The sequence below is a fragment of the Actinomadura atramentaria DSM 43919 genome (assembly GCF_000381885.1).
Taxonomy (GTDB): domain Bacteria; phylum Actinomycetota; class Actinomycetes; order Streptosporangiales; family Streptosporangiaceae; genus Spirillospora; species Spirillospora atramentaria.
Genome location: NZ_KB907211.1, coordinates 160,023 through 184,854 on the forward strand (window position 1 = coordinate 160,023; position 24,832 = coordinate 184,854).

Here is a 24,832-nt window from a genome sequence, read left to right on the forward strand (position 1 = left end):
CCAATGAATTTGGCACGTTCCATGATCGGGACCGGAACCCGGAAACCAAGGCCCCACCTGCCGAAACCCCTCGCGGGGGAGCCCCGAAGCGAAGCGAAGCAAGCGAGGGCGCCCCCGCGAACGGCGAGCCACCGAGGGGGGTCGAAACCGCGCGCGCACGGCCGCGAGCCGCCAGGCGAGTGGCCGGGCGCGCGCAGCGCGGAGGATGCACCGGAGCGGAGCGCTAGCGGAGTGAGGATGCATGCTTCGCGCCGCGGGGGGTGTGGGGGGTCGTCCCCCCACAAACAAACCGAGAGGGAGCCCGGCGCCCGTCGGGCCTCCCTCCCGGTCCCGGCGTGCCGCGCGGCCCGGTGTCCCGGGGCCTCCCCGCGCGGCGCGCGGCCTGTCCGGCGGCCCGTCGAGGCGGGCCGGCCGGATCAGGCGGCTTGGCGGTGGTCCGCGTCGAGCAGGTGGTAGAGCAGGAGGAGCTGGGTGATCGCGAGGGGGTCGCTGGTGCCTTCGCCGAAGCGGCCGAGGGCGTCGGGGTCGAGGCGGCCGTTTCCGGCGCGGGGCCCGAGCCGGTCCCAGATGGCCTTCTTCACGATCTCCGACTCGTGGGGCTGGACGTAGCCGTGGACGTGGAGCGCGTCGACCGGCCGGCCGTCGTCGTCGCGGTGGAGGCTGAGGTGCATGGCGTTCTCGGCGCCGGCGGGGCGGGACTCGTCGAGGACGGTGCCGAGGTCGGGGTGGTCGATGGTGGGCCGCAGCAGCAGTTCGGCGGACAGCGGGGTGCCGGGCGGGTCGACGCGTCCGGCGACGGGCGCGAACCGCACGACGATGTCGGCCCAGCGGCGCTGCGGGCGGATGTAGGCGGCGCTTTCGGGTTCGCGGCGGGCGAGTTCGGCTTTGACCTGCTCGGGGTTGTAGCCGCGTTTGCCGCAGTCGCGCTGTTCTTTCCAGGTGTGGCGGAGGGGTTCGGGCGGGTCGAGGTAGACCGTGATGTCGAAGCAGGCGCGGGCGAGGCGCGTGTGGAGGGGCAGGAGGCCCTCGACGATGACGAATTCCTTGGGCGTCACGAGTTCCGGCCGGACGAGTTCGCCGGTGGAGTGGTCGTAGACGGGTTTGAGGATGGGTTCGCCCATCGACAGGAGCTGGAGGTGCTGCTCCATGATGTCGATGTGGTTGCAGTCGGGGTGGAGCGCGGTGAACGGCTTGCCGACGCGTTCCTTGCGGTCGTAGCGGTGGTAGTCGTCCACGCAGACCGCGGTCATGCGGTCCGCACCGAGGCATTCCACGAGCCCCTTGGTCAGGGTGGTCTTGCCCGCCGCGCTGTCGCCGGCGATGGCGAGCATGACGGGGCGGCGGCCCGAGTCGCGCGCCCTGAGCATGTGCACGATCCGATGGGGCACCTGGCCTCCTCGGTGGTGGGGGTCAACGTGTCCTCGGCCACGGTAGGCGGGGGTCGGCTCACGGTCGTCCCCCGAACGGGTGAGGGCGGGGGTGAAGTGCCGGGAGCCTCGGCGGCACAGGGGCTACTGGTCAGTAGCTTGCGGTTGTTATCGTGCCGGGATGAGCAGCCCCGTACGCGTCGTCCTGGTGGACGATCACGAGATGATCCTCGCCGGTCTCCAGGCGATGCTGGCGGGTTTCGCGGGCCGGGTGCGGGTGGTGGGCCAGGCCGCGAACTCGGCGGAGGCCACCCGGCTCGTCGCCACGCTGCAGCCCGACGTCGTCCTGCTCGACGTCCGCCTCGGCCCGGAGAGCGGCTTGGACCTGTGCCGCGCGCTGACCGGCCGGTCCCCGAGCACCCGCGTGGTGTTCCTGTCGGTCTACGACGACGAGCAGTACGTCTTCGAGGCGCTGCGCGCCGGGGCGGGCGGCTACCTGCTCAAGCGCGTGGACGGCCCGGAGCTGGTGCGCCGCCTGGAGGAGGTCGCGCAGGGCGAGACCGTCGTCGACCCGACGCTGGCGGGCCGGATGGCCGTCACCGCCGCCCGGCTGACCCGCGGCGAGTTCTGGCCGGGCGCCAACCGGGGCCTCACCCAGCGCGAGAGCGAGGTGCTGTCGCTGCTGGTCGGGGGGCTGTCGAACAAGGCCATCGCGGCGCGGCTCGTCCTCAGCGAGGAGACGGTCAAGAGCCACCTGCGCGCGCTGTACCGCAAGCTGGAGGTCGCGGACCGGTCCGCCGCCATCGCGGTCGCACTCCGCGAGGGACTGTTCCGTTGAGCGAGCTGGAGGCGCGCGCCGTGCGCTGGACTGAGGAGCGGCGGGAGCTTGCGACCAGAGCGACGAGGGAAGCGCGCGGCTCAAGGCGCGCCGTAGGCGAGCGGGAAACACAGTGAGCGAGCTGGAAGCGCGCGGCTCAAGGCGCGGCGTAAGTGAGCGGGAGACACAGTGACCGGTGCGCTCGACCTGCTGGCCGGGCGCGGCCGGGATCTGCTGGTCCGGATCGTCACGGTCGCCTGCTCGGACCGGGAGCTGCCCGACATCGCGCACGAGCTGGCGGGTCTGGTCGTGCGGTCGGCGGAGGCGGTCGCGTTCTGCGACGTGTACGTCCTGGACCAGGAGGGCCGCCGGCTGGAGTGGGGCGGCCCGCCGGTGCCGCTCGGCGCGGGCGACGCGGGCTGGGCCGCCGCGCACGGCCGCGCCCGCGCGCACGCGGACGGCCGGGGCGTCGCGATCCCCGTCACCAGTTCGGGCGCGACGATCGCGGTGCTGGACATCCGGTCGGCGGGCCCGTGCCGTCCGGCGGACGTGACGCTGGTCACGGCGCTCGGGGAGCTGTTCGCCCCGGTGCTGTGCTCGGCGCGGCGGCTGCGCACCGCGCAGGAGCGCGAGTTCGCCGCCGAGCGGTTCGCGGAGCGGGCCGTCGAGGCGCAGGAGGCCGAGCGGACGCGGCTGAGCCGCGACATCCACGACGGCATCGCGCAGCGCCTGGCGAGCCTCGGCTTCCACCTGTCGGCGGCCGAGCGCGCGCTGCCCGACCACCATCCCGAGGCAGCCGAGCAGCTACGACTGGCCCGCGCGCAGTGCGACCTGGCGGGCGCGGAGACCCGCGCGGCGATCGGCGGCCTGCGCCCGCCCGTCCTGGACGACCTCGGCCTGTCGGCGGCGCTCGCGGGCCTCGCGCGCGAGACGGGCGCGTCGCTGGACGTCACGGTCACCGTCGCGGGCGAACTGGACGACGCGCTGCCCGACCACGTCCAGACCGCGCTGTACCGCATCGCGCAGGAGGCCGTCGCGAACGCGCTCCGGCACGCCGCCGGGACGGCCGTGGACATCCTGCTGGAGAACGACCGCGACCGCGTCCGGCTGCGGATCGCCGACGACGGCCGCGGCTTCACCGTCCCCGACGCGGCGACGGCGCTGGACTGCTACGGCCTGCGCGGCATGGCCGAGCGCGCCGAGCTGCTGGGCGGCCGGGTGACGGTGTCGAGCCGGCCGGGCGTCGGCACGACGGTGGAGGCCGTCGTGCCGGTCCCGGCGCTCACCCGGCCGACAGGACCCGGAACGACACCCCGGCCTTGACGAGCCGGTCCAGCAGCGCGTCGCCCATCGCGGCGGCGGTGGTGACCTGCCCGGCGGTGTCGGGCAGGTCGTCCTGCGCGAGGCACAGCGCGGCCTCGGCGAGCATCTTGGCGGTCTCGTCGTAGGCGGGGTCGCCGCCGGAGACCTCGGTGACGACGCGCCGCCCGCCGCCCTCGCCGACGAACGTCACCCGGAACCAGTTCCCGGCGCGGTCGGCGGGGGACGGGCCGTCGCCCGCCGTGCGCAGCCGCTTCAGCAGCGCCCGCGCGGGCGGGAGCTGCGCGAGCGCGATCGCGGTGAGCGACCCGGCGGCGAGCGCGGCGGCCGTCGCGGTGCGGCGCAGCGCAATGAAGTGCCCGTAGGAGAAGTCCGGCCCGTACCGGTCGAGCGCGGCGGCGGACCGCGCGACGACGGCCGGGTCGATCGTCGGCATCGGCAGCGCCCGCCCGCGCACCTTCGCGCGCGGCACCGGCCGCCGGGAGATCCGCACCCGCCGCCCGGCGGGGCGCGGCTCGACGGCGGCGCGCGCCCGCTCGGCGCGCAGCATCCGGGGGATCTCCGCGAAGATCCCGAGCGCCGAGTGCAGCGTGCCGCCGCCGACGTCGCCCTTGACGCGCACGAACCCCTCGACGCGCAGCGGGACGCCCTCGGGCAGGTGCTTCACCGTGTAGTACACGCCGAGGTCGTGCGGGACGGAGTCGAACCCGCAGGCGTGGACGATCCGCGCGCCGCTGCGCACGGCCTGCTCGTGGTGGCGCACGTACATCTCGTCCACGAACGTCGGCTCGCCGGTGATGTCGACGTAGTCGGTCCCGGCGCGGGCGCACGCCGCGACGAGCGGTTCGCCGAGCTCCGCGTACGGCCCGACCGTCGTGACGACGACGCGCGCGGACACGGCGACGGCCTCGATCGACGCGGCGTCGGCCGTGTCGGCGTGCAGCAGCGGCAGGTCGGCCAGCGCGGGATCGGTCGCGGCCAGCCGCGCGCGGACCTTCTCCAGCCTGCCCCGGTCGCGTCCGGCGAGCGCCCAGCGGACGCCCGGCCCGGCGTGCGCGGCCAGGTACTCGGCGGCGACGCCGCCGGTGAACCCGGTGGCGCCGAACAGGACGATGTCGTACGGACGGTCGGCGGGCATCGCGACTCCTCGGGGGACGGGACGTACCACCGCGATTGTGTCAGGCGGCGCTCCAGCCGGGCGCGTCGAGGAGGTGTTCGACGAACAGCCGCGTCGTGGCGGTCGGGTCGGGCGCGGCGACGGCGTGCCAGGGCCGGTCGAGCGGCGTGCCCGGCGCGTCGAGGACGACGAGCCGCCCGTCGGCCAGGTGCGCGGTCACCGCGTCCCGCGACACCAGCGCGACGCCGAGCCCGGCCGCCGCGCCGGCGATGACCGCGCCGTTGGAGCCGAGGACGAGCCGGTTCGGGTCGGCGTCGTTCTCGGCCAGGTACGCCTCGGCGGTCGCGCCCGTCCCGGAGCCGGGCTCGCGCATCACCCACGGCGTCCCGTCCAGCGTGAACGTCGCGGCGAGGGCGGGGGAGCCGACGACGACCAGCTCGTTGGGGTGCCGGGCGAGGACGGTCGCGCCCAGTTCGGCGGGCGGGCGGCCCGCGAGGACGAGGTCGGCGTCGTGCGCGGCGAGCCGCCCCCACACCTCGCGGCGCGGCCCGACCGCGAGCGTCAGCCCGACCTCGGGCCAGCGGGCGCGGAACCCGGCGAGCAGGTCGGGCACCAGCTCGTCGGCGGCGGTCGTGACGGCCGCGAGGCGCAGCGGCCCGCGGCCGGGGTCGGCCGCGCCGCGCGCCGCCGCCCTGCCCTGCTCCAGCAGGCCGAGGACCTGCCGCGCGTACCCGGCGTAGACGGTGCCGGACGGCGTCAGCGCCAGCCCCCGCCCGACCCGCCGGACCAGCGGCACGCCCAGCTCCCGCGCCAGCGACGCGACCGCCGCCGACACCGCCGACTCCGTCACGTACAGCCGCCGCGCCGCCGCCCGGACCGAGCCCGTCTCGGCGACGGCGACGAACGTCCGCAACCGCGCCTCGGTCACGGGACCACCTCCTGGTTCAACCGGACACTTGATCCACCGCCCGGAACACTTGATGGACAGCACAAGTATCGGGCGGCGAAGCTCGTCCCGTCCACGAGACACCGTGGCCGGAGCGCGGCGCACTTCCGATCGACCCCTGGGCCTGCCGTCCTTTCTCGGGGGAGCGCCGCGCTCCGGTCCGACACCGCCGGACGGCGGAGAAGGAGAGCGAAGATGAGCGGCGGCCGATGGTCGGCGGGCGTGATCCCGTACGCGGAGATGGGCTACTGGCGCCCCGACTACCAGCCGAAGGACAGCGACATCCTCGCCGCCTTCCGGATCACGCCGCAGCCGGGCGTGCCGCCGGAGGAGGCGGGCGCGGCCGTCGCGGGCGAGTCGTCCACCGCCACCTGGACGGTGGTGTGGACCGACCGGCTGACCAGCTACGAGAACTACCAGGCCAAGTGCTACCGGGTGGAGCCCGTCCCGGGGCAGGAGGGCCAGTTCATCGCCTACATCGCCTACGACCTCGACCTGTTCGAGGAGGGGTCGATCGCGAACCTCACGTCGTCGATCATCGGCAACGTGTTCGGGTTCAAGGCGCTGAAGGCGCTGCGCCTGGAGGACATGCGCATCCCGACGCACTACGTGAAGACGTTCCAGGGCCCCGCGCACGGGATCGTCATGGAGCGCGAGTACCTCGGCAAGTTCGGGCGGCCGCTGCTCGGCGCGACCGTCAAGCCGAAGCTCGGCCTGTCGGCGCGCAACTACGGCCGCGTCGTCTACGAGGCCCTGCGCGGCGGCCTGGACTTCACCAAGGACGACGAGAACATCAACTCGCAGCCGTTCATGCGCTGGCGCGACCGCTTCCTCTACTGCATGGAGGGCGTCAACCGCGCGCAGGCCGCGACGGGCGAGATCAAGGGCCACTACCTCAACGTCACCGCGGCGACGATGGAGGACATGTACGAGCGCGCCGAGTTCGCCAAGGAGCTGGGCAGCGTCATCGTCATGATCGACCTGACGATCGGCTACACCGCGATCCAGTCGATGGCCAAGTGGGCGCGGCGCAACGGCGTCATCCTGCACCTGCACCGCGCGGGGCACTCGACGTACACGCGGCAGAAGAACCACGGCGTGAGCTTCCGCGTCATCGCCAAGTGGATGCGGCTGGCGGGCGTCGACCACATCCACGCCGGGACGGTCGTCGGGAAGCTGGAGGGCGACCCGCACAGCGTCGCCGGGTTCTACGACACGCTGCGCCTGGACCGGATCGAGGCGGACCCGGTGAAGGGCCTGTACTTCGACCAGGAGTGGGCGTCGCTGCCGGGGACGATGCCGGTCGCGTCCGGCGGCATCCACGCCGGGCAGATGCACCAGCTCCTCGACCTGCTCGGCGAGGACGTCATCCTGCAGTTCGGCGGCGGGACGATCGGGCACCCGATGGGCATCGCGGCCGGCGCCGCCGCCAACCGCGTCGCGCTGGAGGCGATGATCAAGGCCCGCAACGAGGGCCGCGACTTCGCCCAGGAGGGCCCCGACATCCTGCGCGCCGCCGCCAAGCACAGCCGCGAGCTGGACGTCGCCCTGTCCACCTGGGGCGACATCACGTTCAACTACGAGTCCACCGACACCCCCGACGTCGTCGACACCCCTGTGAGCCTCTGATGCGGATCACCCAAGGAACCTTCTCCTACCTGCCCGAGCTGACCGACGAGGAGATCGCCCTCCAGGTCGCCTACGTGCTCGACCAGGGCTGGCCCTGCTCGATCGAGTTCACCGACGACCCGCACCCGCGCAACTCCTACTGGGAGATGTGGGGACTGCCGATGTTCGACCTCAAGGACCCGGCGGGCGTCCTGCTGGAGGTCAACGAGTGCCGCAAGGCGTACCCCGGCCACTACATCCGGCTGAACGCCTACGACGCGCGCTACGGGCGCCAGACCACGGCGCTGTCGTTCATCGTGCAGCGGCCCGCCGAGGAGCCCGGCTTCCGGCTGGAGCGCACCGAGGCGTCCGACCGGCGCGTGCAGTACACGACGCACCCGTACGCGCTGGACCGTCCGCAGGGCGACCGGTACGCGCGATGACCGAGACCGGTTCCGCGCGCGTCGGGTTCGGGATGCGCCCGGGCGGGGCCGCGGCGGCGGCCGAGGAGGAGGCCGCCGTCGTGGAGACCCTGCCGCCGGACGCGTCCATCGACCTGGCCGAGGAGCGCGCCGAGTCGCACGTGGACGAGGTGCTGGACGCGCTCGACCGGGAACTGGTCGGGCTCGTCCCGGTCAAGACCCGCATCCGGGAGATCGCGGCGCTGCTGCTGGTCGACCGGATGCGGGCCCGGTTCGGGATCGACTCCGGCCGCCCCAACCTGCACATGTGCTTCACCGGCAGCCCCGGCACCGGCAAGACGACCGTCGCCGTCCGGCTCGCGGAGCTGCTGCACCGCCTCGGGTACGTCCGGCGCGGCCACCTGGTGTCGGTGACCCGCGACGACCTCGTCGGCCAGTACGTCGGCCACACCGCGCCCAAGACCAAAGAGGTCCTGAAGCGCGCGATGGGCGGCGTGCTGTTCATCGACGAGGCGTACTACCTGTACCGCGCGGAGAACGAGCGCGACTACGGGCAGGAGGCCATCGAGATCCTGCTGCAGGTGATGGAGAACCAGCGCGACGACCTCGTGGTGGTCCTCGCCGGCTACAAGGACCGGATGGACTCGTTCTTCTCGTCCAACCCCGGCATGAGCAGCCGCATCGCGCACCACATCGACTTCCCCGACTACGCCGCCGACGAACTCGAGGCGATCGGGACGATGATGATGGAGCGCGAGGGCTACAAGCTCGACCCCGCCGCCGAGCCCGTCTTCCGCGACTACGTCGAGCGGCGGCGCGCGCAGCCCCGGTTCGCCAACGCGCGGTCCGTGCGCAACGCGATCGAGCGGGCCCGGCTCCGGCACGCCAACCGGCTGCTGGACGCGGGCGGCGCCGTCGACCTCGCCGCCCTCACCACCCTGGCCGCCGACGACTTCCTCGGCAGCCGGGTCTTCGGCCCGCGACCGTGATCACATTCGGACCGGGGAAGAAGACCGCCATGTCCTAATGTTGACTTCATTCGACGTTGGACATGGGGGGTACGGTGCGCAACCCTGAGGACCTGTACGAGCTGGAGGGGGACCTGCCCGAACTGGACGGGCCGGTCCTCCTCCACAGCCTCGACGGCTTCGTCGACGCCGGGTCCACCGGACAGCTCGTCCGCGAGCACCTGCTCGACACGCTCGACCACCGGGTCGTCGCGCGGTTCGACGCGGACGTGCTCATCGACTACCGGGCGCGCCGGCCGCTCATGACGTTCGAGCGGGACCACTGGTCGGCGTACGACACGCCCGAACTGGTCGTCCACCTGCTGCGCGACGAGGTCGGCACGCCGTTCCTGATGATGACGGGCCCCGAGCCGGACCGGCTCTGGGAGGGCTTCTCCGCCGCCGTCCGGTCGCTGGTCGAACGGCTCGGCGTGCGGCTCTGCGTCGGGTTCAACGGCATCCCGATGGGCGTGCCGCACACGCGCCCGGTCGGGATGACCTCGCACGGCACCCGTCCCGACCTGGTGAAGCGCGCGGCCTGGTTCGACACCATGCAGGTGCCGGGCAGCGCGTCCGCGCTGCTGGAGTTCCGGCTGGCCGAGGCGGGCCACGACGCGGTGGGGTACGCCGTCCACGTGCCGCACTACCTGGCGCAGGCGTCCTACCCGACCGCGGCGGTCGCCGCGCTGGAGGCCGTCGCGGCGGCGACCGGGCTGGTGCTGCCCTCGGACGGCCTCCGCGACGCGGCCACCCGCACCGACGCCGACATCGCCGAGCAGGTCAACGGCAACGCCGAGGTCGAGAAGGTCGTGCGCGCGCTGGAGGAGCAGTACGACGCCTTCGCGGGCGCGGCCGAGCGCGAGAGCCTGCTCGCCGACGACCGCGACATGCCCACGGCGGACGAGATCGCGGCCCAGTTCGAGCAGTTCCTGGCGGAGCAGGACAAGCCCGAGTAACCGCTGGGCGACCCTCGCGTTTCTGTTCGCGGGTGAGGGTTCTGGCCGTCGCGCGGTCGCGTTCTCGCTCAGGTGCGGATCGCGTGTCGTCGCTGTTGACGTGGGGGTCTTGTTTACCGAACGTGATTCTGGGATCGTGTCCGAGTGATAAAAAAACGCCCATGTTCATTCGTGGTACGGTCCCGCGCATGAAGTTCACGAACCAGTCATCGCCGTCGCTCACCGGGCGTCGCGTCCTCATCACCGGCGCGGCGCGCGGGATCGGGGCGGCGCTCGCGGACCGGCTGCACGCGCGCGGGGCGCGCGTCGCCGTCGCCGGGCTCGAACCCGATCTGCTCGCCGCCGTCGCCGCCCGCTGCGGCGACGCGCCCTGGAGCGTCTGCGACGTCGCCGACCGCGACCAGGTCGAGGCCGCCGTCGCCCACGCCGTCGCCGCGCTCGGCGGGCTCGACGTCGTCGTCGCCAACGCGGGCGTCGCCGCGCAGCTCCCCGTCCTCGGCGGCGACCCGCGCGTCTGGGACGCCACGCTGCGCGTCAACGCCACCGGCACGTACAACACACTGCGCGCCGCCGGACCGCACATCGCGCACCGGCGCGGGTACGCGCTCGCCGTCTCCTCGGCCGCCGCCGCCGTCAACCTGCCGCTGCTCGGCGCGTACAGCGCGTCCAAGGCCGCCGTCGAGGCGCTCGGCAACACGCTGCGCGCCGAGCTGCGGCCCACCGGCGCGCGCGTCGGCGTCGCCTACTTCGCCGAACTCGACACCGACATGACCAGCCGCGGCTTCGGCACCCAGGCCGCCGCGGCGCTCATCGGCAAGCGGCGGTCGGCGTCCGGGCTGTCGGGCGTCACGCCGCTGTCCGCCGGGATCGACGCGCTCGAACGCGGCATCGCGCGGCGCTCCCGCCGCGTCGTCGCGCCCGGCTGGGTCGGCGCGGTGCTGCCCGTCCGGATGCTCGCGCAGCCCGTCATGGACCTGCTCGTCCAGCGCGGCCTCGCCCGCGCCCTGGAGATCGCCCGCACCGAGGACGCGCCGCTCACCACCGCGCAGCCCGCCGGGGAGGACGCGTGACGCCCCGCGTCCGGCCCGGCCGCCTCGCCGACACCGGCCTGTTCACCTGGCTGTTCGCGCGCGCGGCGGGCCGCGTCGCCCGCACCGCCCCGCCGAGCCTGTTCCTCACCCTCGGGCGGCGGCCCCGGCTGTTCCACACCTGGCTGCTGTTCGCCGGGTCGCTGATGCCCGGCGGGTCGCTGCCGCGCCGCGAGTGCGAGCTGGTCATCCTGCGCGTCGCGCACCTGCGGGACTGCCGGTACGAGTTCGAGCACCACGTCCGGCTCGGCCGCCGCGCCGGGGTCCGCTCCGCCGACGTCGAACGGCTCGCCGCCGGGCCCGACGCGCCCGGCTGGACGCCGCGCGAGGCCGCGCTGCTCACCGCCGTCGACCGGCTTCAGGAGGGCCGCGACCTCGACGACGCCGCGTGGGCGGCGCTGCGCCGGCACCTCACCGAGCCCGAGTGCGTCGAGTTCCTGATGCTCGCCGGGCACTACGACATGCTCGCGACCGTCATCACCGCGCTGCGGCTCGTCCCGGACGCGCCTACAGGACGCCGGCGTCCCTGAGCCGCGCCACGTGCCGGACCGTGTCGGCGGCGATCCGCCGCACCCCGTCCGGGTCATCGCGCACCAGCGGCCCGACCACCATCGAGCCGACCGCCGCGACCACCGCGCGGCACGCGAACCGCGCGTCGTCGGTCTCCGCGCCGAACAGCTCCGCGATCGTCGTCGACAGCAGCTCCTGGAACTCCATGCGGCGCTCGATCGCCGCCGGGCCCGCCGCGTGCGCCTCGATCAGGAACAGCCGCGCGTACTCCGGCTGCGTCGCCAGGCCCTCGGCGTACGCGCCGACCGCCCGCTCGAACTGCTCCATCGGCGTGCCGCCCGCCTCGACGGCCTCCCGCAGCCGCGTCTCCAGCAGCGTCGCCGCCGCGTCGAACGCCGCCATGAAGCAGTCGAGCTTGGAGCTGAACAACTGGTAGAACGTCTGCCGCGACACCCCGGCGAGCTTGAGGACGTCGCCGACGGACGTGTCCACGAACCCGCGCTCGGCCATCGCCTGCGCCATCGCCAACAGGAGGCGGCCGCGCTGCGTGCGCGCGACCTCCTCGGGCGGAAGGGCATGACGCCCACGGGGTAGCCGACGATGCACCGAGACGCTCACGCCACCAACCCTAGAACAAGTTTCGCCTTCCGCCTTGGCCTGGGGCGACGAGTTCTGTCGGACGCGGCGGTCATAGTGGGCGTCGGCCGGGCGGTCCGGCCGCGTCGCTCACCTTTGGAGCCCGTCATGGGACAGATCACCGCGAACTTCTTCATCTCGCTCGACGGCGTGGTCGAGCGGCCCGACCAGTGGCACTTCCCTTACTTCAACGACGAGATGGGCGCGGTCATCGGCGCGGGCATGGAGACCTACGACGCGTTCCTCATGGGCCGCGTCCTGTACGGGGAGTGGTCGCAGTACTGGCCGTCCGCGTCCGCCGACCAGGAGTTCGGGGCCTTCATCAACGCGATCCCCAAGTACGTCGTCTCCGACAGCCTGGAGAGCGCCGACTGGACGAACACCACGCTCCTGCGCGGCGACACCGCCGCCGCCCGCCTGCGCGAACTCAAGGAGACGACCCCCGGCGGCATCGGCATGTCCGGCAGCGCGACGCTCGTCCGCTGGCTGCTCGCCGAGAACCTGCTGGACCGCCTCGACCTGCTCATCCACCCGATCGCGGTCGGCCACGGCGCGCGCCTCTTCGAGGACACCCCGACCTACCCGCTGGAGCTGCTGCGGCAGACGACCCTCAGCACGGGCGTCCTGCACGCCACCTACGCCCCCGCGAAACCCTGAACCCGCCCGCACACCCACGCCCACCCCACCCGCAACCGAGTACAGCAAACCGGACCGGAGGCGGTATCGTCTTTGCGGTCAAGGGGCTGTGGCGCAGTTGGTAGCGCGGCGAGCTTACACCTCGTAGGTCGTCGGTTCGAGTCCGGCCAGCCCCACCTTGCGGTCCTTACTAGGACTCTGCGTCAACGTGGCGTGTTCCGGAACAGCCGCCGCGCCGCTCCCAGCGCCTGGGCCGCCTCGACGGGAACGGGTTCGGGTGTGTCCGCTTTTAGGGTCGGCGTATGAGTGCTGATGCGGATGGTGTGGAGCGGCTGGTTGCGGCGTGGGGTCGGATCGAGTCCTGGCTGCGGGCGCACGCCCCGGCGTCGGGCGCGCTGCTGCGTCCCCCGGCCGGCGAAGCCGACATCGCCGCGGCGGAGGCCGCGATGGGTGTCGAGCTTCCCGCGACGCTGGCGGCCTGGTACCGGATCCATGACGGAGTGGATGAGGACCGGGCACCGTCGGGTGCGGCGAGGATCGCCGGGATCCTTCCTTCGGGCAAGACGATGCTGCCGCTCGACAGGGTGGTCGGTGAATACCAGATGCGTACCCGGGAGTGGGAGCGGGCGGCGGGCATTGTGCCGTTCGCGCGGACTCCCGGGGACGTCTGGTACGGCTGGTACGTCGATGCGCGCAAGGGCGGGGCTTCGTACGGCAACCTCGGCCGGTGGGCGGTTGATGAGGCGGACGAGCCGTACCCGTGGCCGTCGCGCGGATGGCCCTTGCCGGACTGGCTGGTTGAGATCGCTGCCGTGCTCGAGCAGGGACGCCCGATGCGGCGCCCGGACGGCACCGAGAACGTGGGGGATCGGCCCGCGCTGTACCGGGGTGGGCTGACGTGGGTGGATCCGAGGGATCTGCGGATCGACGCGGTCGTGGTCGACGGACCGCGGTGACCAGGCGTGGTCGGGGCAGGCCCGGCAGCCGGTACTCAGGCTGAAGCCGCCGGAGAACCGCGCCATCGATCCGCTGTTCATCCAGCCTGACATCGCCGAGCGGCCACTGGCGACGGTCCAGGGGAAACGGCCGACAGGGCGAACAGGCTTTTCTACAAGGTTCCGAGATCGACCGCGACGGAGAACGGTGCGGCGGTCTTCACCGCGCCGGTGAAGATCTCGCCGTCCCGATAGACCCTGTTGGCGGGGTCGAGGACGTAGGTGTAGACGATCGGAATGCCTGTGGCGGCCCGTTCGATGCGCCAGTAGAAGGGGATCCCGGCTTTGGCGTACTGGTCGACTTTCACGATCCGGTCGGTGGTCTCCGAGCCCGGCGACACGATCTCGACCACGAGAAGCACATGCTCCGGACGGGTAGGTGCGTCATCGATGGTCTCCGCCCGGTAGACGGTGACGTCGGGACGCCGGTTCGTGAGAGGTACGTCCTGGAGGCGGATGTCGAAGTCGGTGTCGGCGTTCCATTCCGGACCTGCGGCGGCGTCGAGAGCGTTGGCCAGGATTCGGGCCAGGCGGTTGTGCCGTTTGGAGGCGCTCGGGCTCACGACGACCATCCCGTCCACGATCTCGATGCCGGCGCTCTGCTCCTCGGACCAGGAGTCGTACTGCTCGGCGGTGATCTGCGTGTGCATCCACGCGGGCGCGACCATCTCCACAGTCATGCGTACCTCCTCCGAGGTCAGGTCCGGTCCTGCCAGCGTACTGCCTCTCCAGGCGGAACACCCGCCTCGGACGTGAGCGCGCACCGCCCGTCCGGAAGGCGCCGCGGGGGTGTCGAGGTGTGTTGTTCTCGGCGCTTCCAACGTGGCGGGCGACGGGCGTGGGCCGGTGATCCGGCCGGTGGTCCGCCTCGGCCCAGGTTCGCGCCATTGCCGCCGCCAGGCGGCAGTGCCCGCCCGGGCGGTCGCGCTCGGGCGGGCGGTGCGCCGACCGGCGGCGGGCCCGTTCGCCGGGGGTCCAGAGGGACGGGCGGCCGTGCGGTGCCGCGATCGTTGTGAATCAAATGCCGCTGATGTCGCACGTTGGTGTCGAGTGGTAGTGCGTATGACGCTCAGAATCGCAACGCAAACGGCCGAGGCCGGTTCTGCTGTGACTTTACCGAGGCTCCGGTTCGTGGTATGGATCTGCGGCTACACTCGGGACCCGGACACCATCCTTTGGCGACTGGGCAGCCTAATCTTGCAAAGCGTTCGATGCGGACCGGAGGGATTGGATCGTGCAATCTGATGTCGGAGACCAGCAGGACGGCTACTCGCCGGAGGTGTCCGGTACCTCTGATGAGAAAGGTTCGGGCAACAAGGAAAGTAGACCGTTTTGGAAAGAGTTGCCCATCCTGATCCTCGTAGCGGTGATCCTCGCGCTGGTCGTCAAGGTACTCGCGATACAAGCGTTCTATATCCCTTCGGGTTCGATGGAGAACACGCTCCATATCGGCGATCGCGTTCTCGTCAACAAGATCGTTTACCGTACTCGGGACGTCAGGCGCGGGGAGGTCATTGTCTTCAAGGGGCCACCGTCCTGGGATTCCGAAGGGCAGATGGCTCCGCCGAAGGGGCCATTGCAGAAAACATTCCGCTGGATCGGGGGTGTTATCGGGTTCGCGCCTAGTGGAAAAGATTTCATCAAACGTGTCATCGGTATCGGTGGCGACCACGTGAAGTGCTGCGATACCGAAGGGCGCGTCACGGTCAATGGCGCTCCATTGAACGAGCAGTCTTATCTTTTCAAAGATCCGGTCACGCATGTTCAGAGCAAGCCGTCCGATGAGTCGTTCGATATCACCGTCCCTCCAGGTCGGCTTTGGGTGATGGGTGACCACCGGAACATGTCGGCAGACTCTCGTTATCATCAGGGGGATTCCGCAGGGGGTACGATTCCGGTCGGCAATGTGATCGGCCGGGCCTTCGTTGTCATATGGCCGGTGGGCCGTATTGGCAACCTTCCTGTCCCTTCCACATTCGAACAGTCGGGCCTTGAGGGAGCGGCCCTCCCGGGCCTGCCCGCCAGTCCCTCGACCGGCTACGTGGAGGCCGTGGCCGGCCTGGCTCCTGAGAGTCGGCGCTATTGATCGAACAGGTGCTCTGGCGCCTTCTCCTGCTTGGCCGAGCAGGCTGATCATTTGGAGACCGGGTGGTTTCGAGGGAGGCGGCGTTCAGGTCGTCCGAGGATGGGGTTTGCGTGTTCTGGGTCAGCGGGCTGGGACTACTGTGGGGAGGTTGTCTTCTGGGTCGTTGAAGACGTGGGCTTTCAGGTTGAAGCCTTTGAGGAGCATTTCTTTGGTCATGACTTCTGCGGGTGGGCCTTCGGCTAGGAGTTGGCCGTCTTTCATTACTACCAGGTGGTCGCTGTAGCGGGCGGCCAGGCTCAGGTCGTGGAGGACCATGACTATTGTTCTGGTGGTTTCTCGGCACAGGCGGTGGATCAGGTCCAGGACCTGGACCGCGTGGGCCAGGTCCAGGTAGGTTGTTGGTTCGTCCAGTAGGAGGACGTTCGGTTGTTGGGCCAGGGCCATTGCTATCCAGGCGCTTTGGCGTTGGCCGCCGGATAGTTCGTCCAAGGCCTTGTCTGCCAGGGCTTGGACGCCTGTTGCTTGTAGGGCTTCTTCTACTATTTTGGCGTCTTCTGGGGTCCAGGCCCGGTACCAGGGTTGGTGGGGTTGGCGGCCTCGGGATGCCAGGTCTCGGACGGTCATGCCTTCGGGGGCTACCGGGTTCTGGGGGAGTACGGCTAGGCGGGTCGCTATTTGGCGGGGGCGTAGGTCGGCCAGGCGTTCGCCGTCTAGGTAGACGTTTCCGGCTGATGGGGTTAGGAGTCGGGCCAGGACTTTCAGGAGCGTTGATTTTCCGCAGCCGTTGGGGCCGACGATGGTGGTGACTCGGGCGCGTGGGATTTCCAGGGAGACGTCGCGCAGGACGGGTGTGCGGGAGTAGCCCGCGGTGATGTGCTCGGCGCGCAAAGGGCTGGTGTCAGGCACTTGTTCTCCGGCGGTACTGGTTGAGCAGGTAGAGCAGGCTCGGGGCGCCGATCACGGCGGTCGGGACGCCCACGGGCAGTTCGGTGGGCAGGCGGGCGGCGGTCAGGTCGGCGGCGAGGACCAGCAGGGCGCCGACCAGGCCGCCCGCCAGTGGCGGCGGGCCTGCGGTGCCGAAGGCGCGTAGTGCCGCCTGCGGGGCGATGAAGGCGACGAAGGCGATGGGTCCGGCGACCGCTACCGCCCCGGACGTCAGCAGGACGGCGACCAGCAGCGCTACCGCCTCGGTGCGGCCGGGCGGTGTGCCGAGCGTCGGTGCGACGTCGCGGCCCAGGCGCAGGGCGGCCAGGTCGCGGGCGAGTATCGCGCAGACGGCCGCGCCGATGAGGGCGAGCGGCGCGAGGAACAGCACGTCGCCCATCCGGGCCCCCGCCAGCGAGCCCGTCAGCCAGCGGGTCGCGGCCTGCGCGTTCTCCAGGTCGGCGCGGGTGAGCAGGAACGACACCCCGGCCAGCGCGATGGCGTTGACGCCGAGGCCGACGAGGATCAGCCGCATCCCGTCGAACCCGGCCCGCCAGGACAGGCCGAGGATCAGGGCGGTCGTCAGCAGGCCGCCGACGATCGCGGCGGGCGCGAGGAGCTGCCCGGCCGGGTGGTCGCCGAACGCCTTCGCCGTCTCGGGACGGGTGACGAGGAAGACCGCGAACAGCCCGGCCCCCGCGCTGACGCCCATGATGTCGGGGCTGGCGATCGGGTTGCGGGTGATGGTCTGGGTGAGCGCCCCGGCGCAGCCGAGCGCGAACCCGACCAGGACGGCGGCCAGCGCCCGCGACAGCCGGTGGTCGACGACGACGAGGTTCTCGATCCGCGTGCCGTCCCCGGCCAGCGCCGCCAGCGCGCGGCCGACCGGAATGTCCAGGTCGCCCGTCAGCACGGAGACGGCCAGCAGCACCGCCAGCAGAAGGACCACGACGACGCCCGCGACGACGGACCGCGTCCGCATCACGAGCCCGACCGGCCCGACCAGCACCCCGCGCCCCCGTCCGGCGCGCGCCGTCGCGAAGCCCGTCACAGCGCCGCCAACCGGCGTCGGCGGGTGACGGCGAGCAGCACGGGCGCGCCGAGCAGCGCCATGACGATGCCCGCCTCCAGTTCGCCGGGCCGCGCGATGATCCGGCCGAGGGTGTCCGCGACGAGCAGCACGATCGCCCCGATCAGCCCGGCCAGCGGCACCAGCCAGCGCTGGTCGTGCCCGGCGAGGGCGCGCGCGCCGTGCGGGGCGACGAGGCCGAGGAACGCGATCGGCCCGCAGATCGCGGTCGCGGACCCGGCGAGCAGCGTGATCGCCGCGACCCCCGCGACGCGGCTGGTGCGGACGCGCGTGCCGAGCGACCGCGCGACGTCGTCCCCGAGCCCGAGCGCGTTGAGGGAGAACGCGTTGGCCACCGCGAGGACGCACCCGGCGAGCGCGGCGGGCGCGACCCACGCGGCCGCGGCGTAGTCGCGGTCGGACAGCGCGCCGACCTCCCAGAACCGCAGGACGTCCAGCGTCCCCTTGTCGAGCAGGATGAGCGCGGACGTCAGCGCGCTGAGCAGCGCCTCCAGCGCGGTGCCCATGATCGCCAGCCGTACGAGCGAGCCGCCGGAGACGCCGCGCAGCCCGAACAGCACGACGAGCGCGGCGGCGATGCCCGCGCCGAGCAGCGCGGCGACGACGGTGAGCGCGGGCGAGGCGACGCCGAGGCCGAACGCCAGGCACGCGACGCCGAACGCCGCGCCCGCGTTGACGCCGAACAGCCCGGGGTCGGCGAGGGGGTTGCGCGTGTGGCCCTGCATCAGCGCGCCCGCCATGCCGATCGCGAGTCCGGCGGCGAGGCCGAGCAGCGTGCGCGGCAGCCGCTGGGAGGTGATGACGGTCGCGTTGTCGGAGTCGACGCCCGCGAACAGCGCGCCGAGCACCTGCCGGAGCGGGATCGCGTTGCTGCCGAAGGCGAGGCTGAACAGCACGGCGAGGGCCGTCCCCGCGACGAGCGCCCCGGCGATGGCGGGCAGTGCGCTCCCGGGGGGCCGGGCGGGTGATCTCATGCGGGAAGACTAGCCTAAGTTAGGTTAGGCTTCCCTAACTACCCCGTCCGATGAACGGCGCGATCGGGGTCATTCCGCCCTGCGCGCCCACCAAGTATGGAACGAGACAAACAATGATACGTGGGGCACGCGCGGCAATCGCCGCGGTGGCGCTGTGCGCCGTGGCGACACTGTCCGCCTGCGGCGGATCGTCCGAGGGCGACGGCGGCAAGGACACCGGCGGCACGCGGACGGTCACCGGCACCTTCACCGGGGACGTGACCGGCGTCCCGAAGAACCCCAAGCGCGTCGTCGGACTGTGGCGCACCGGCACCGAGCTGGCCGAACTCGGCGTCGTGCCGGTCGCGACGCTGCAGGGCGAGTTCCTGGAGGACGAGCTGGGCCCGCAGCTCTACTCGAAGGTGAAGGACGTCCCCACGGTCGGCAGCTTCCAGGGCGTCGACATCGAGAAGGTCATCAAGGCCAAGCCCGACCTCATCGTCGGCATGGACAACGGCGGCCTGAGCATCGACTACAAGGAACTTCAGGACATCGCCCCCACGGTGATCTTCAAGATCGCCGAGCCGCCGGACGTGTGGACGAACTACCCCAAGCTGGCGGACGTCCTCGGCAAGACCACCGACTGGTCGCAGCGCAACGCCGCCCTCGACAAGTCCCTCGCCGCGATCAGGACCGAGCACGGCGCGAAGGTGTCGGGCCTCAAGGCCGTCTCGCTGGGCGTCAACAGCGCCAAGACCTACGTTGACACCAGCAAGTCGCTGAACTACCAGCGCCTGAACGCGGCGGGCTTCGGCTACCTCGGCGCGTACACCGCGAACCCGGCCCGCTACCGCGCCGAACTGCCCAGTGAGAAGCTCCCCGACCTGAGCGACGCGGACGTGATCTTCTACGACGCCACCATCGACGGCAAGCCGAGCCCCGGCACCGAGAAACTGCTGGACACGGCGTCGTTCAAGCGGCTGCCCGCCGTGAAGGCCGGGAACGTCTTCCCGCTGACGATGGGCACGGTGTTCACGTTCGACGCGGCGGACAAGGCCGTCGCGGACATCCGGAAGGCGGCCGAGTCCGCCAAGGACGTCCGGCGATGAGCGCGGGCGGGCGCGAGCACCGGCCGTTCCCGATCGTCCTCCGGGACCTGGAGGTGCTGGAGGCGTACGACGTCACGCCGGGGATGCGGCGGGTCGTGCTGACCGGCGACCAGCTTGGAGCGTTCCGGTCGAACGGGCACGACATCTTCCCGTTCCGCACGGAGAACGCCGACGACCACGTCAAGCTCGTCTTCCTCGACGGCACGGACGTCCCCGCGCCCGTCCAGGAGGACGGCACGCTCGACTGGACGCGGGAGGCGCTGATGCGCTCCCGCGACTACACGCCGCGCCGCTTCGACGCCGCCGCGCGGCGGCTGGAGCTGGACTTCGTCCGGCACCGGGGCGGGCTCGCCGCCGAGTGGGCCGAGCGCGCCGCGCCGGGCGACCGCGTCCTGGTCGCGGGGCCGCGCGGGACGACCGTGCTGCCGCCCGGCATCGACTGGTATTTCCTCGCCGGGGACGAGACGGCGCTGCCCGCCATCGCGCGGCGCGTCGAGGAGCTGCCCGCCGGGACGCCGGTCACGGCCGTCGTCTCGGTGCCGTCCGCCGCCGACGAGCAGGCGTTCGAGCACGCCGCGGACCTGCACGTCACCTGGGTCCACCGCGATACGGCCGGGCCGGACGCGTTCATGGACGCCGTCCGGGACGCGCCGTGGCGCGACGGGCGGGTGTACGCGTGGGCGGCGGGCGAGGCCGGGATGCTGCGGCCGCTGCGCCGCTGGTTCAAGGACGTCCGCAAGGTCGACAGGGGCTGCACCGACGTCGCCGGGTACTGGCGCGCGGGCCGCAGCCAGGACCAGCACGCCCTCGACCTCGGTGCGCTGCGGCACGCCGCCGACCTGGGCGTCCCGTACGCGATCCGCGCGGCGGTCACGCTCGGCCTCGCGGACCACGTCGCGGACGGGCGCACCACGGTGGACGCGCTGGCGGACGCCGCCGGGGCGCGGCCGGGCGGCATCCGCCGGCTGGTCGGGCTGCTGGCGTTCGAGAAGCTGTTCACCCTCGCCGCGGACGGCACGGTCGGGCTCGGCCCGAAGGGCTACCTCCTGATGGAGGACACCGTCCGCGCCATGCTCGACCGCCGCAGCGGGCACGCGCGGCTCGACGACGCCTGGCCGGGGCTGCTGCACGCCGTCCGCACCGGGCGGTCGGGCTTCGAGCACGCCCGGGGCCACTCGTTCTGGGACGAACTGGACGGCGAGGCGGGCCTGCGCGAGAGCTTCGACCGGACGCTGGCCGAATGGTCCGACGTGTGGGCGCCGCAGGCCGTCGCCGCCCTCGGCCTGACCGCCGAGCACGTCGTGGACGTCGGCGGCGGGACGGGCGCGCTGCTCGGCCGCGTCCTCACCGCGTACCCGGAGACGCGGGGCACGCTCGTCGAACTGCCCACCCCGGCCGCGCGCGCCGAGGCGCACCTGACGGGCCTCGGCCTGGGCGACCGGGCGGCCGTCGCCCGGCAGAGCTTCTTCGAGAAGCTGCCCGCGGGCGACGTGTACCTGCTCGCGCAGGTCCTGCACGACTGGCCGGACGAGGAGGCCGCGGCGATCCTGCGCCGCGCCGCCGAGGCCGCCGGACCGGACGGGCGCGTGGTGCTGGTCGAGCGGCTGCCCGAGGACGAGCCGCACGACCACGACCTGGTGTTCGACCTGCGGATGTACGCGGTGTTCGGCAGCGGCGAGCGCACCCGCGAGGAGTACGACGCCCTCGCGGCCCGCGTCGGGCTGCGCGTCGCGTCGGTCGCCCCGCTGCACGACGCGATCCACCTGCTGGAACTCCGCGCCGCCTGACGCCCGCGCGGCCGGCCCCGGCTGACCGGGGCCGGCCGCGTTAGGGGCGGCGGGGGGCGACCAGGCCGGATTCGTAGGCCAGGACGACGAGTTGGGCGCGGTCGCGGGCGTGGAGTTTGGTCATCGCGCGGCTGACGTGGGTCTTGGCCGTTGTCGGGCTGATGACCATGTGGGCGGCGATCTCGTCGTTGGACAGGCCGCGGGCGACGAGGGCGGTGACCTCGCGTTCGCGGTTGGTGAGGACGTCGAGCGCGCCGGGCGCGGGGGAGGGGCGGCGGGCGACGTACTCCCCGATGAGGCGGCGGGTGATCGCCGGGGACAGCAGCGCGTCGCCGCGCGCCGCGACGCGGACGCCCTGGAGCAGGTCGGCGGGCTCGGTGTCCTTGACCATGAATCCGCAGGCCCCGGCGCGCAGCGCGTTGAAGACGTACTCGTCCAGCCCGTAGTTGGTGAGGATCACGACGTGGACCCCGGACAGCCGCTCGTCGGCGGCGATGAGCCGGGTGGCCTCGATGCCGTCCATGACGGGCATCTGGACGTCCACCAGCGCGACGTCGGGCCGGTGCTCGCGGGCGAGCGCGACGCCCCGCTCGCCGTTGGCGGCCTCCGCGACGACCTCGATGTCATCCTCGATCTCCAGGAGCGCGCGGAAGCCGCCGCGGATGAGCGCCTGGTCGTCCACGAGCAGGACGCGGATCACGCGGGACCGCCCAGCGGGAGTTCGGCGCGGACGGTGAAGCCGCCCTCGGCGCGGGGCTCGGCGCGCAGCCGCCCGCCGAGCGCGGCGACGCGCTCGCGCATCCCGAGCAGGCCGGTGCCGGGGACGGGCGGCGCGTCCGGGTCGGCGCGGCCGTCGTCGTCCACCCGCACGACCAGCGCCGCGTCGGCGTAGTCGATGCGGACGGCCGCCGCCGCGCCGCCGGAGTGCCGGGACACGTTGGTCAGCGCCTCCTGGACGATCCGGTACGCGGCACGGTCCACCTCGGCGGGCAGTTCGCGGCGCGCGCCGGACACCGCGACGGTCGCCGACAGGCCCGTCGAGCGGGCGCGTTCCACCAGGTCGTCCAGCCGGTCGAGGCCGCTGGCCCGCGTGTCCTCGGTGCCGTCGTCGCGCAGGACCTCCAGCGTGGCGCGCAGCTCGCGCATCGCGTCGGAGCTGGCCTCCTGGATGGCCAGCAGCGCGGGCGGCACGTCCTCGCCGCGCCGCCGCGCGAGGTGGACGGCGACCCCGGCCTGGACCTTGATGATCGAGATGCTGTGCGTGAGCGAGTCGTGCAGCTCGCGCGCGATGCGCAGCCGTTCCTCGCCCGCGCGGCGGCGGGCGGTCTCGTCGCGGGTGCGCTCGGCCTCGGCGGCGCGCCGCTCGGCCTCTTCCAGGTACGCCTGGCGGTGCCGGGTGACGACGGCCGCGATGCCGGACGCGACGAACCAGCCCATGAGCAGCGACGTGTCCTGTAGATCCCGAACGGTCGTGGACGAACCGTGCAGATGCGTCGCCAGATCCCCGCCGAGGTAGGCGGCCGCCGCCAGCGCGGCGGGCACCCGGTGCCCCGCGTGGACGGCCGCGAACACCGTCACCATCACCGGGAACGCGGCGGTGAGGCCGGGCTGCACGTGCAGCGCGACCGGGAGCATGCACGCCGTGCTGACGATCAGCGCGGCCAGCGGCGCGCGCCGCCAGCCGACGAGCGCCAGCGCGCCCGCGAGCGCTCCCGCGAGGTCGAGCGCGCCCGCGTCCGGCGTGTTCGCCACGACGACCGCCAGCAGCGCGGCCATGACGAGGGCGAGCAGGCCGTCCTCGACGAGCGGCCGCGACCGGTCCGAAATGCTCATTCGCGTAGATTACGGCGGTCGGACGCCGGAAGTCCTCGTCGCCGGGTCGTAAGAAACCGCTACTCCCCAGGTAGTACGAGCGCCGGACGTACGCCCCCGGTGCCGGGCCGAAGAGTCATCCCCGGCACGACGACCGCGAACCGGTCCGAAGCCCACGATGTCCGGCATGAACACGACCCACGTCCGGGGCGGCCGCCGCCCCCTCGCCGCACCCGCGGCCCGGCCGGGACTCGTCCTCGCCGCCGTCGCCGTCGTCCAGTTCATGGTGTCGCTCGACCTGTCGGTGGTGAACGTCGGGCTGCCGGAGATCGGGCGCGGCCTCGGGTTCAGCACCGCCGGGCTGACCTGGGTGATCCACGGCTACGCGCTCACGTTCGGCGGGCTGCTGCTGCTCGGCGGGAAGGCCGCCGACCGGTACGGGCACAAGCGCGTCCTGCTGTCCGGGCTCGGGCTGTTCGGGCTGGCGTCCCTGCTCGGCGGGTTCGCGCAGGAGCCCGGCCAGCTCGTCGCCGCCCGCGTCGCGCAGGGCGTCGGGGCCGCCGCGCTCGCCCCGGCCGCGCTCGCGCTGCTGGCCACGACGTTCCCCGAGGGCCGGGCGCGGGTTCGCGCCTACGGCGTGTGGAGCGCGACGAACGCCGCCGGGGGCGCGTTCGGCGTGCTGATCGGCGGCCTGCTCACCGAGTACACGAGCTGGCGCGCGGTGATGTTCGTGAGCGCGCCGATGGCCGCCGGGGCGCTGGTCATGGCGTGGCGCGGGGTGGTCGCGGCGCCGCCCGCGCGCGACAGCCGGCCGGACGTCCTCGGCGCGGCCCTGGTCACGGGGGGCATGGTGGCGCTGGTGTTCGGCGTCGTCCGCACGGACCGGTACGCGTGGACGTCGCCCGTCACGCTGGCGACGCTCGGCACGGCCGCCGTCCTGCTGGCCGCGTTCGTCGTGGTCGAGCGGACGACCCGCCGCGATCCGCTGATCAGGCTCGGCCTGTTCGCCAACCGCTCCGTCGCCGGGGCCAACGGGTTCAGCATCCTGGTCGGCGCGGCCATGGCCTCGTCGTTCTACTTCATGTCGCTGTACCTGCAGCAGGTCCTCGGGAAGGGCGCGGCGCTGACCGGGGCCATGTTCCTGCCGTTCGCGCTCGGCGCGGTCGTCGGCGCGGTGATCGCCATCAAGCTCGGCTACCGGTTCCGGCCCCGGACGCTGATGGTGGTCGGCGGGTTCATGGCCGCCGCCGGGTTCGTCTGGTTCGGGATGATCAGCCCGGACGGGAGCTACGCGGTCGACGTCCTCGGCCCGTCCATCCTCGCCAGCGTCGGGTTCGGGCTCTGCCTCGGGCCGCTCGCCGCGACGGCCACGACGGGCGTCGCGCCCGGCGAGACCGGCACCGCGTCCGGCCTGCTCAACAGCTCGCGGCAGATCGGCGCGTCCCTCGGCCTGGCCGCCCTCGGCACCGCCGCCGAGCACCGCACCGGCCACCTGGTGACGGCCGCGACCCTGAGCGACGGGTACGCGCTCGGGCTGACGCTCGGGGCCGCGCTGCTGGTCGCGGGGACGCTCGTCGCGGTCGCCGTCCTGCCCCGCACCGGCGCCGCGCCCGTCCCCGACGCCGCCTGACCCGCCGCAACCGCAG

General features: G+C 72.8%; 24 protein-coding genes and 1 tRNA gene. 15 read left to right on the plus strand and 10 right to left on the minus strand.

The annotated features are described in order from the left end of the window. Positions 1–416: 416 nt before the first annotated feature. Complete coding sequence (locus G339_RS0111270) at positions 417–1,367, minus strand: phosphoribulokinase (protein ID WP_019631185.1); 951 nt, start codon at positions 1,365–1,367, stop codon at positions 417–419. 181 nt (positions 1,368–1,548) lie between these two features. Here G339_RS0111270 and G339_RS0111275 point away from each other — a divergent pair, with 181 nt between their 5' ends. Beyond that, a complete protein-coding gene (locus tag G339_RS0111275; protein WP_026341351.1) occupies positions 1,549–2,205 on the plus strand; it encodes a response regulator in 657 nt (218 codons plus the stop codon). Positions 2,206–2,373: 168 nt separating this feature from the next. After that, on the plus strand, positions 2,374–3,507 hold the full coding sequence (locus G339_RS0111280) for a sensor histidine kinase (RefSeq protein ID WP_019631187.1): 1,134 nt from the start codon (positions 2,374–2,376) through the stop codon (positions 3,505–3,507). On the opposite strand, the gene G339_RS0111285 is transcribed toward G339_RS0111280, so the two are convergent. Together G339_RS0111285 and G339_RS0111290 are read right to left on the minus strand one after the other, a co-directional pair. Further along, positions 3,467–4,642: a saccharopine dehydrogenase family protein gene (locus G339_RS0111285; RefSeq protein WP_019631188.1), complete on the minus strand. Its 1,176-nt coding sequence runs from the start codon at positions 4,640–4,642 to the stop codon at positions 3,467–3,469. The two genes, G339_RS0111280 and G339_RS0111285, sit on opposite strands and share 41 nt — an antisense overlap. A gap of 40 nt (positions 4,643–4,682) precedes the next feature. Further along, complete coding sequence (locus tag G339_RS0111290; RefSeq protein ID WP_019631189.1) at positions 4,683–5,549, minus strand: LysR substrate-binding domain-containing protein; 867 nt, start codon at positions 5,547–5,549, stop codon at positions 4,683–4,685. 213 nt (positions 5,550–5,762) lie between these two features. Here G339_RS0111290 and G339_RS0111295 point away from each other — a divergent pair, with 213 nt between their 5' ends. The 6 genes from G339_RS0111295 (at position 5,763) to G339_RS0111320 (ending at position 11,178) form a co-directional block, all read left to right on the plus strand. Continuing rightward, positions 5,763–7,196 carry a form I ribulose bisphosphate carboxylase large subunit gene (locus G339_RS0111295; protein ID WP_019631190.1) on the plus strand — a complete coding sequence of 478 codons (1,434 nt, stop codon included), beginning with the start codon at positions 5,763–5,765 and terminating at the stop codon, positions 7,194–7,196. Beyond that, positions 7,196–7,618 (plus strand): ribulose bisphosphate carboxylase small subunit, encoded by a 423-nt coding sequence (locus G339_RS0111300; protein ID WP_019631191.1) that lies wholly within the window; start codon positions 7,196–7,198, stop codon positions 7,616–7,618. The genes G339_RS0111295 and G339_RS0111300 overlap by 1 nt, the downstream gene beginning before the upstream one ends. Further along, positions 7,615–8,586 (plus strand): CbbX protein, encoded by a 972-nt coding sequence (cbbX, locus tag G339_RS0111305; RefSeq protein WP_019631192.1) that lies wholly within the window; start codon positions 7,615–7,617, stop codon positions 8,584–8,586. Before G339_RS0111300 ends, cbbX begins: the two co-directional genes overlap by 4 nt. 74 nt (positions 8,587–8,660) lie before the next feature. Continuing rightward, positions 8,661–9,560 (plus strand): proteasome assembly chaperone family protein, encoded by a 900-nt coding sequence (locus G339_RS0111310; protein WP_019631193.1) that lies wholly within the window; start codon positions 8,661–8,663, stop codon positions 9,558–9,560. A 188-nt stretch (positions 9,561–9,748) separates the two neighbouring features. Then, positions 9,749–10,630 carry an SDR family NAD(P)-dependent oxidoreductase gene (locus tag G339_RS0111315; protein ID WP_019631194.1) on the plus strand — a complete coding sequence of 294 codons (882 nt, stop codon included), beginning with the start codon at positions 9,749–9,751 and terminating at the stop codon, positions 10,628–10,630. Next, positions 10,627–11,178, plus strand: a complete 552-nt coding sequence (locus G339_RS0111320) for a carboxymuconolactone decarboxylase family protein (protein WP_019631195.1) — start codon at positions 10,627–10,629, stop codon at positions 11,176–11,178. The genes G339_RS0111315 and G339_RS0111320 overlap by 4 nt, the downstream gene beginning before the upstream one ends. Here the strand turns inward: G339_RS0111320 and G339_RS0111325 are convergent. Next, positions 11,156–11,680, minus strand: coding sequence for a TetR/AcrR family transcriptional regulator (locus tag G339_RS0111325; RefSeq protein ID WP_019631196.1), 525 nt, complete (start codon positions 11,678–11,680; stop codon positions 11,156–11,158). The two genes, G339_RS0111320 and G339_RS0111325, sit on opposite strands and share 23 nt — an antisense overlap. Positions 11,681–11,902: 222 nt before the next feature. Between G339_RS0111325 and G339_RS0111330 the strand changes: the two genes are divergently transcribed. From G339_RS0111330 to G339_RS0111340, 3 genes are all read left to right on the plus strand, one after another. Next, on the plus strand, positions 11,903–12,451 hold the full coding sequence (locus G339_RS0111330) for a dihydrofolate reductase family protein (RefSeq protein WP_019631197.1): 549 nt from the start codon (positions 11,903–11,905) through the stop codon (positions 12,449–12,451). A gap of 82 nt (positions 12,452–12,533) precedes the next feature. Next, positions 12,534–12,606 (plus strand) — tRNA-Val (locus tag G339_RS0111335). A 126-nt stretch (positions 12,607–12,732) separates the two neighbouring features. Next, positions 12,733–13,386 (plus strand): SMI1/KNR4 family protein, encoded by a 654-nt coding sequence (locus tag G339_RS0111340; RefSeq protein WP_019631198.1) that lies wholly within the window; start codon positions 12,733–12,735, stop codon positions 13,384–13,386. A 152-nt stretch (positions 13,387–13,538) separates the two neighbouring features. On the opposite strand, the gene G339_RS0111345 is transcribed toward G339_RS0111340, so the two are convergent. Then, positions 13,539–14,105 carry a Uma2 family endonuclease gene (locus tag G339_RS0111345; protein ID WP_019631199.1) on the minus strand — a complete coding sequence of 189 codons (567 nt, stop codon included), beginning with the start codon at positions 14,103–14,105 and terminating at the stop codon, positions 13,539–13,541. Between the two features lie 554 nt (positions 14,106–14,659). Here G339_RS0111345 and lepB point away from each other — a divergent pair. Beyond that, positions 14,660–15,511: a signal peptidase I gene (gene lepB, locus G339_RS37660; protein WP_084693208.1), complete on the plus strand. Its 852-nt coding sequence runs from the start codon at positions 14,660–14,662 to the stop codon at positions 15,509–15,511. A 120-nt stretch (positions 15,512–15,631) separates the two neighbouring features. Here lepB and G339_RS0111350 read toward each other — a convergent pair whose 3' ends face one another. Genes G339_RS0111350 through G339_RS0111360 form a run of 3 tightly spaced genes read right to left on the minus strand, consistent with a single transcriptional unit; the run spans position 15,632 to position 18,499 of the window. Then, positions 15,632–16,417: an ABC transporter ATP-binding protein gene (locus tag G339_RS0111350; protein ID WP_026341354.1), complete on the minus strand. Its 786-nt coding sequence runs from the start codon at positions 16,415–16,417 to the stop codon at positions 15,632–15,634. Beyond that, entirely contained in the window at positions 16,410–17,486 is a 1,077-nt protein-coding gene (locus tag G339_RS0111355) for a FecCD family ABC transporter permease (RefSeq protein ID WP_019631201.1), read from the minus strand. The genes G339_RS0111350 and G339_RS0111355 overlap by 8 nt, the downstream gene beginning before the upstream one ends. Further along, positions 17,483–18,499, minus strand: a complete 1,017-nt coding sequence (locus G339_RS0111360; protein WP_051107816.1) for a FecCD family ABC transporter permease — start codon at positions 18,497–18,499, stop codon at positions 17,483–17,485. Before G339_RS0111360 ends, G339_RS0111355 begins: the two co-directional genes overlap by 4 nt. 161 nt (positions 18,500–18,660) lie before the next feature. On the opposite strand from G339_RS0111360, the gene G339_RS0111365 reads away from it, so the two are divergent. Beyond that, the gene (locus G339_RS0111365) at positions 18,661–19,587 is read left to right on the plus strand and encodes an ABC transporter substrate-binding protein (protein WP_240489789.1); all 927 of its coding nucleotides are present in this window, start codon (positions 18,661–18,663) and stop codon (positions 19,585–19,587) included. Further along, the gene (locus G339_RS0111370) at positions 19,584–21,374 is read left to right on the plus strand and encodes a siderophore-interacting protein (protein ID WP_019631204.1); all 1,791 of its coding nucleotides are present in this window, start codon (positions 19,584–19,586) and stop codon (positions 21,372–21,374) included. Before G339_RS0111365 ends, G339_RS0111370 begins: the two co-directional genes overlap by 4 nt. A gap of 40 nt (positions 21,375–21,414) precedes the next feature. Here G339_RS0111370 and G339_RS0111375 read toward each other — a convergent pair whose 3' ends face one another. Together G339_RS0111375 and G339_RS0111380 are read right to left on the minus strand one after the other, a co-directional pair. Further along, positions 21,415–22,074 (minus strand): response regulator, encoded by a 660-nt coding sequence (locus tag G339_RS0111375; RefSeq protein ID WP_019631205.1) that lies wholly within the window; start codon positions 22,072–22,074, stop codon positions 21,415–21,417. Then, a complete protein-coding gene (locus tag G339_RS0111380; RefSeq protein ID WP_019631206.1) occupies positions 22,071–23,207 on the minus strand; it encodes a sensor histidine kinase in 1,137 nt (378 codons plus the stop codon). The genes G339_RS0111375 and G339_RS0111380 overlap by 4 nt, the downstream gene beginning before the upstream one ends. 166 nt (positions 23,208–23,373) lie before the next feature. Here G339_RS0111380 and G339_RS0111385 point away from each other — a divergent pair, with 166 nt between their 5' ends. Beyond that, positions 23,374–24,816 (plus strand): MFS transporter, encoded by a 1,443-nt coding sequence (locus G339_RS0111385; protein WP_019631207.1) that lies wholly within the window; start codon positions 23,374–23,376, stop codon positions 24,814–24,816. Positions 24,817–24,832: the final 16 nt, after the last annotated feature.